This is a genomic window from Micropruina sp. (assembly GCF_047606365.1).
In the GTDB taxonomy this organism is placed as follows: domain Bacteria; phylum Actinomycetota; class Actinomycetes; order Propionibacteriales; family Propionibacteriaceae; genus Micropruina.
The window spans coordinates 1-6,100 of the sequence record NZ_JASGEN010000146.1 but is presented as its reverse complement, the minus strand read 5'-3'; the positions used below and the strand labels follow the sequence as shown (position 1 = coordinate 6,100).

The window sequence follows — 6,100 nt, the reverse complement described above, 5'->3', positions numbered from 1 at the left end:
GTGGTGCTGGATCTGGTCGGCCTCGACGCCCAGGTGGCCGGCGCCGCCCTGGTGATCACCGGCGAGGGCAGCCTCGACAGCCAGAGCCTGGGCGGCAAGACGCCCATCGGCGTCGGACGGCTGGCCGCCGCGCACGGCGTCCCGGTCGTCGGGGTGAGCGGACGCTGCACGCTGTCGGCCGACCAGTTGCGGGAAGCGGGCTTCTCCGCCGGATACGCCTTGGCCGACCGCGACCCGGTCCGCTGCTTCACCGACACCGCCACGATGTTGACCCAGATCGGCCGCGAGATCGGCGAACAGCTCGCCGGTTGAGCTTGCGAAACCCAGGAGCCCGCCCGTACCGGTCGCGGCAAGCTGAACCGACGATGATCTCCCTACCGCTTGACCTTCACCGTGCCGGCCGCCGCCGCCAGACCGGTCACGTCGGTCACGGTGCCGCTGCCGTCGCGGGCGTCCGCCTTGAGCGTCCAGGTGTAGGTTCCTGCGGCGACCTTCCTACCCTTGGCGTCGCGGCCGTTCCAGGTCGCCTTCCGCAGTGAACCCGACGCGGTGGCCTGCGTGGCGACGCTGCGCACCAGCTTCCCCTTCGATGTGCGGATCTCCAGGGTTCCGGCGTTGAGTGGCTTGCTGGTGTCGATGGCCGGTTTCCAGGTCTTCCCGGCCTTGAACGACGAGGGTGCGAGGACGCCGAGCAGCCGGGGCGCGGTGGTCGCCACGCCCTGGATCTTCGCCACCTCGATCGTGGTTTCGGTCGCCCAGGCAAGCTGTCCCACCCCGTCGGTGGCCAGTTCGTAGCCGCTCTGCACCGGAAGCACCTGGCTCTGGCCGGTGCGATACTTCCAGACGTACGCCGTCCGCACGTCGTCGTCCTCGGTGTGCGAGGGCTGGTAGCGCGCGATCAGAGCGTAGCCGTCACCGAGTGCCTTGATCTGGCCGGAGATCGTGTGCGATTCGCCGGTGCGGTAGTTCCGAACCAGCGCGGTCACCTGGTCGTGGTCGGGGCCGCCGAAGTAGGTGAGGCCGATCCAGTCGCCCCACATCAGCAGATCGGTGCTCCAATACTCCGGGCCCGCCGGCAGCGTCACCGTGATCGGTGTGGACGACGGCTTGGCCAGATCGCGCACCGTTATCGTCCGGCCCAGGTCGGGGATGGTAGCCACCAGGCTGCCGAAGATGGCGGGGTTGCGCAGGGTGCGATAGGTCACCCCGTCGAATCGCCGGACGTAGTCGCCGGTCGCCACGTAGGGGCCGCTCAACCCGTTCGCGTTGGCCTTCTGCCGCTGGTCGAACACCCGCTTGGCGTCGTCGTAGTACTTGGTCTTCAGCGAGGTGCAGCAGTCGACGACGGTACGCCGGCCGGAGGCGTAGACGCGCCAGCTGTTGTCCACCGGGCCGGCCAGCCGGGTCTCGGCGCCGACGGTCGTGCCCGAGAAGGTGCGGTACCACAGCGGCGAGGGCGAGGCGTCCACGAACGGACGGCTGTCGATGGCGGTCACCCGGTTCGGGGTGACGGCGAGGGAGGCCAGGTAGGCGGGCACCTTGCGGCTGACGATCGACCAGTCGACCTTCCCGTTGGGAGCCACCCGGCCATACACGTCGCCCTTGGCGGCGTGCTGGCCGTACACCAGCGGACGGGACGGGTCACGGAAATCGGTTCCCAGCAGTGCCTGGATCGTCGCGGTGGTGGTCACCTTCTTCACCGTGTTGCCCTTGCGCAGCCACAGCGTGGTGTGACGGGCCCGGTAGATCACCTCGTCGACGCCCTGGGACACGTCGAGTGTCGCGTCGACGTTGCGGCTGTCACCCTTGCGCAGGGTCAGGCAGCTGGGCTTTGTCGGGTCGGCCAGCGGTGCCCGGCAGATCGCCAGCTTGGACTTCGTCCCGACCAGGTAGTGCATCCGGTCGGCGGCCACCGCCGAGCCGATCAGGCCGGGGATCTCCATGGCCGGACGACCCGGCGTCCCGTCGGTGGGGGCGACCGCCAGGAACTGGCGCTCGGCCTGCTTCTTGGCGTCCCAGACCGTGCCGCGACCCAGCACAGTCGTGCCGTCCGCCGAGATTCCGATCGCGTGGGTGTTCTCGGGTGCCCCCTTGCCGAAGACGACCGGGAGCGACCGTGCGGTGCTGCCGGAGAGATCGAGGACCCGTCCGTCGGCCAGCACCACCCGATTCGCCACGGCGTCGGCAATACCGGGGCACTCGATCACGACCGCACCCTGCTCGGGGGTGACGTCCACCGTCCGGGTCGTTCCCTTGACCGGGTCCCAGATCGCGAAGCCGCCGGCCTTCGCGGAGTCGCAGTCTTCGCCGCCGTCGACGACGTCGTCCAGTTTCATCCGATAGAAGAGGCCGCGGTAGCCGATCAACGAGAAGCTGGCCACGCTCTGCGGCGCGGGCTTCCAGCCAGCCCCGTTGTTGAGCGAGTATTCGTACTCGTACTTCCGGCTGGCCGTCCAGACCGCCCGCACCACGACGTCCTGGCTGGCCGCGACCAGACTCGTCGGGCCGTACATCTTCGGCAACGGAATGCTGATGACGGGATCGAGCCCGGCCTCGGCCCGGGCCGACGTCGAGGGCGACCAGGCCGCCAGCGCAAGGACGGCGACGAGCCAGCTGACAACACGGCGCATGGGTACTCCTCGTTGAGCGTGGAAAGCTACCCATCCCTACGGTCGAGTGGTCGTGAGCGTGGCACCCGGCGAGGGGTTCTCATGAACCTTTCAGCTGTGTCGTCCGTCGAGGGGGCGCGGCGGGGTGTCCTTCCGAGGGGGGCCGGCCGAGCGACGCGCCGCCGAGGCGCAGGTGAGGACTGCACTACGGTGACGACATGGGATCGTTCGCCACCGCACTGGCCGACCGGACCGTGTTGCTCGACGGCGGGCTGGCCACCCGGCTGGAGGCCCGCGGTCACGATCTGAGCGACACATTGTGGTCGGCCCGGCTGCTGCTCACCGATCCGGGCGAGATCCGGGCCACCCACGAGGACTTCTTCGCAGCCGGTGCCGAGGTGGCCACGACGGCGTCCTATCAGGTCAGCGAGTCGGGCTTCGAAGCCGCCGGGTACACCGCCGCCGAGGCACGGCAGGCGCTGCGCCGCAGCGTCCGGCTGGCGCGTGAGGCGTCCGAGGCGTTCGGCGGGCCGCGCTGGGTGGCGGCGTCGGTCGGACCCTATGGAGCGACCTTGGCCGACGGCTCCGAATATCGCGGTGACTACGGGTTGAGCGTGGACGAGTTGCGCGCCTGGCACCGTCCGCGGCTGGAGATCCTGGCCGAGGCCGGGGCCGACGTGCTGGCCTGCGAGACGATTCCGTCACTGGCCGAGACCGAGGCGCTGGCCGCCGAGCTGACCGCCTTGGGGGTGCCGGCCTGGCTGTCACTGACCACGGTCGGCGACCGCACCCGGCGCGACGAGCCGGCGTCCGAAGCGTTCGCGATCGCGGCCGAGGTGCCGAACGTGGTCGCCCTCGGCGCCAACTGCTGCGATCCCGGCGAGGCCGCCGCTGTGGTGACGGCCGTCGGCGGACGCCGTCCGGTGATCTTCTACCCCAACAGCGGCGAGGACTGGGATGCCCGCGCCCGGCACTGGACCGGACATGCCGCGGTCGGCGACAGTGCCCGCTCCTGGGCGGACGCGGGCGTCCGTGCCCTCGGCGGCTGCTGCCGGGTCACCCCCGATCAGATCGCCGGGATGCGGACGGAACTCGACCGCCGCTGAGCGAGACCTTCATCGCGTCCGTCATCCCGGGCTCCCCTCTCGTCAGCCGGCCGCCCTCTCGTGATCCAGGCCGCCCTCTCGTCATCCCGGGCTCGACCCGGGATCTCATCTCGGCACCCACTGATCCCGTCCTCCCGGGCTCGACCCGGGATCTCGCGACCGGACAGCTCTCCCGATGCAGAGATCCCGGCGTCCGTCGGGATGGCGGAGGTGCGACGGGGCGACTACGCGGTAGGGCAGGGCTCGACCGGTGAGGCGGCGCAGATCGCGTCATCGACCACCCGAGCGAAGCCAGCGGCACCCGGCGAGGCCACGATCTCGGCACCGACCCGCTGCGCGGCCCGCGCATAGGACGGGTCGGCGAGCACGCGTCCGACCGCCTTGCGCAACTCGTCCGGGGTGGGCCGTTGGCTGCGCAGCTTGACGCCGACACCCGACCAGGCGATCCGGGCTGCCACCTCGACCTTGTCCTCCTTGCCGGGGGCGACCACCAGCGGCACACCGTGCCGCAGCGCGAACTGAGCTCCGCCGTAGCCACCGTTGGTGACCATCACCGAGGTCCGTGGCAGCAACTCCGCGTAGGGCAGGAACTCGGCGACCCGGACGTTGCCCGGCAGCGCGCCCAGACTGTCGGCCGGGGCGCCGCCGGTGGCGACCACGACCAGGGGCTCACGGTCGGCGAAGGCGTCGATGGTCGGCCGGATCAGCTCGTTCAGGTCGGTGTTGGCGATGGTGCCCTGGGTGACATGGACGACCGGACGGGTGCCGCCCAGTTCCGACCACCAGTCGGGAAGCGCGTGCTGGACGGCGCCGGAGACCGAGACCGGGCCGATGAACCGCAGGTGCCCGGCGACCGCGTCCGGACGCGGGTACTCGAACGACGGCACGCTGAGCTGGGCGATCGCATCGGCATGCTGCAGCCACTGCATGACGGAATGCGCGGCTCACGGCCGAGCGCGCGCCGGCCGATCTCGGCGCCGGCGGCGTTGACCGGGGCGAACAGCCGCGCGGTGAGCGCGTTCAGGAAGCCGTTGCGGATCCGTCCGGCCAGGCCGCCCAGCGGCGGCAGCCCCATGCCGAACGGTGCCAGGTCGGGCGCCGGCAGGTTCAGCGGCAGGACGCCACCGACGATGACCGGCGGACGCTCACCCACCGGCAGTTCGACCAGCAGGGCTCCGGCGGCGAAGGTCGGGTCGGTGACGATCGCGTCCGCGGGCTCCTGGGCGAGCAATGCGGTGAGAGCCTCGTACTGGGCGGCTCCGGGGCGCACGAAGATGTGCTCAAGGTCGTGCGCGACCGCCTTGACCGCAGACAGCTGCTCCCGCTCGGGGAACTGTGCGGTGACGTAGCGATCGTCGAAGTCGGCCTCGGCGGGCAGCGAGACGTGCTCGGCCCCGGTCGCCGCGACCACAGCGGCGAAGCGGGAGCCGGTCAGGAACCGGACCCGGTCGCCACGGGCAACGAGCTCGGCGGCCAGCGGCAGCAGCGGTGTGACGTGTCCGTGGATCGGAACGCTGGCGAAGATGATCGAAGTCATCGGGGTCCCCCCATCTGTGTGGTGTAGTGTCGAATACAGGAGTCGAGTATTCACTACTGTGATACAGGAATCAATATGGCAAAGCGTCGATATTCGTCCGAGCTACGCGAGCAGCAGGCCGCGGCCACCCGGGCGCGGGTGGTCCAGGCGGCCGCCGAGTTGTTCGCCGTCCGCGGCTACGCCGCGACGTCGCTGCCGCAGATCGCCCGCGAGGCCGGGGTCTCGACCGAGACGGTCCAGTCCCACGGCCCCAAGCTGCGGTTGCTGCAGGCGGCGATCGATCAGCTCTCCTTCGGCGGAGAGCCCGGCCAGGCGCTGATCGATACACCGGTCGGCGCCCAGTTCCTGCGGGCCTCCTCACCCGAAGAGGCCGCCGACATCGCATCCCGAGTCCTCGTCCAGGTCAACACCGCCACTCACGGGTTGTGGCTGGCATTCTCCGAAGCCGCGCGCACCGACAAAACGCTCGCCCAGGAGTTCACCGCCCTCGCCGTGCAGATCCGCGCCGAGAACCTGATCATCCTGCGGCTCTGGCGCGAGCGCGGCTGGCTGCGCGACGACGTCCCGGACGCCGTGTTGGCCCAATGGAGCGACGTCATCGCCTCCGTCGAGGTCTACGACCGGGTGGTCCGGGTCGAAGGAACCACCGTCGAGGAGTACCGCGAGCTGATCGCCGGCATGCTGTTGGAACTCCTCGTCCGCCGCTGATCCACCTCGCCGGGGACGGTTCTCTCGGTCACCGGGGACGGTTCCTTTGGACACCGGGGACGGTTCCTTTGGTCACCGGGGACGGTTCCTTTGGTCACCGGGGACGGTTCCCTTGGTCACCGGGGACGGTTCCCTTGGTC

5 protein-coding genes are annotated in these 6,100 nt (G+C 70.3%); 3 read left to right on the top strand and 2 right to left on the bottom strand.

The features are described from left to right. The coding region (locus QM624_RS16950) for a glycerate kinase (protein ID WP_415093962.1) at positions 1–312 on the top strand (312 nt) is incomplete at its 5' end. A gap of 62 nt (positions 313–374) precedes the next feature. Here the strand turns inward: QM624_RS16950 and QM624_RS16945 are convergent. Further along, positions 375–2,630: a FlgD immunoglobulin-like domain containing protein gene (locus QM624_RS16945; protein ID WP_415093960.1), complete on the bottom strand. Its 2,256-nt coding sequence runs from the start codon at positions 2,628–2,630 to the stop codon at positions 375–377. A 197-nt stretch (positions 2,631–2,827) separates the two neighbouring features. On the opposite strand from QM624_RS16945, the gene mmuM reads away from it, so the two are divergent. Then, positions 2,828–3,715 (top strand): homocysteine S-methyltransferase, encoded by an 888-nt coding sequence (gene mmuM / locus QM624_RS16940; RefSeq protein ID WP_415093958.1) that lies wholly within the window; start codon positions 2,828–2,830, stop codon positions 3,713–3,715. Between the two features lie 224 nt (positions 3,716–3,939). On the opposite strand, the gene QM624_RS16935 is transcribed toward mmuM, so the two are convergent. Continuing rightward, a complete protein-coding gene (locus tag QM624_RS16935; RefSeq protein WP_415093956.1) occupies positions 3,940–4,644 on the bottom strand; it encodes a glycosyltransferase in 705 nt (234 codons plus the stop codon). Between the two features lie 683 nt (positions 4,645–5,327). Here QM624_RS16935 and QM624_RS16930 point away from each other — a divergent pair. Then, entirely contained in the window at positions 5,328–5,960 is a 633-nt protein-coding gene (locus QM624_RS16930; RefSeq protein ID WP_415093954.1) for a TetR/AcrR family transcriptional regulator, read from the top strand. The last annotated feature ends 140 nt before the right edge of the window (positions 5,961–6,100 follow it).